Source organism: Methylophaga sp. UBA2012 (genome assembly GCF_002335235.1).
GTDB lineage: Bacteria > Pseudomonadota > Gammaproteobacteria > Nitrosococcales > Methylophagaceae > Methylophaga > Methylophaga thalassica.
This window is the reverse complement of record NZ_DDCG01000011.1, coordinates 77,131-78,030: the sequence shown is the minus strand read 5'-3', so window position 1 is coordinate 78,030 and position 900 is coordinate 77,131. Positions and strand designations below refer to the sequence as shown.

Annotated in this window: 2 protein-coding genes; both read right to left on the bottom strand. The window is 34.0% G+C overall.

The window, feature by feature from the left end; genetic code table 11:
- Positions 1 to 447: a hypothetical protein gene (locus tag B2248_RS09370; protein ID WP_273181178.1), complete on the bottom strand. Its 447-nt coding sequence runs from the start codon at positions 445 to 447 to the stop codon at positions 1 to 3.
- Positions 448 to 524: 77 nt separating this feature from the next.
- A partial coding sequence (locus B2248_RS09365) for a hypothetical protein (RefSeq protein ID WP_286722881.1) occupies positions 525 to 900 on the bottom strand: 376 nt, incomplete at its 5' end.

Below are 900 nucleotides of genomic sequence, written 5' to 3'. Positions count from 1 at the left end.
TTATTTTTTAATTTTTTTTGTTCTAGAAAAAAGACCTTCCCTGATCATTTTTGATGTGTCTAATTTTTGGATTGCACTTTTAAGTATTTGGTTAGGAATTAAGGTAAGAATTAAGGTCCATATTTGTAACAACGTTATTACTACGAGCATCGCAAAGGATATACCTCTGAAGTATGTTTTATAAGTGACAAAAATCGTTATAGTTTTAGATATTGCTACGAGTAGAGGTGTAATCAAGACAAAGAAAAGAATAAATGTTGAGATAATTATTGGTAACATTAGTAACTTTATGGTTGTTTTATCTTGATCTGATAAGGAAGTTGTAGACGAGTTAAAAACTTTTTTTATGCTATCAGGGTGTAAGATGGCTAACCAAGCCCCCATTACACCAAAGACTATAGCTGCAACGTTTCGTAGTCCGTCGTAGAGTGAAAGTTGCTCTTTCATTGGAACATTCTCTCCAACAAAAAAACAAACTGATACCAACAGTAATAATAAAATGGTACAGACTATTTTTTTAAACATTAGTCTACTAATCTTAGAGCCACAGCGCGTACCTGAGATAACGCATTCAGCAAAGAATCAGATTCCACTATCTCATCATTTTCTCTTTGGACATCTAACTCTAACTCGCCTTTGGCAATTGAGTTACTTAACCATCTCACTCTGTTTCCTTCACCATCAAATAAAAAGCCAACATCATCCCATTTTGACTCATTGTTAGACGAAGCCCATTCATCAATAATACTGTTTAACTGGCCTTCAGTGGGACATAAAGGCACTTCATACTTAATTTTTACATCTTCACTAAGGGACTGCTGTTCATTGTAAGCTCCAAGACTCTCAAGTAACTTTTGCCAAAATTCTCGTTGTATAATTCTTTGAGGCTTTAACTCATTT

What these genes read in the sequence shown, in the direction of transcription:
- B2248_RS09370 (WP_273181178.1), bottom strand. Translation starts at nt 447, where the DNA reads ATGAAAGAGCAACTTTCACTCTACGACGGACTACGAAACGTTGCAGCT.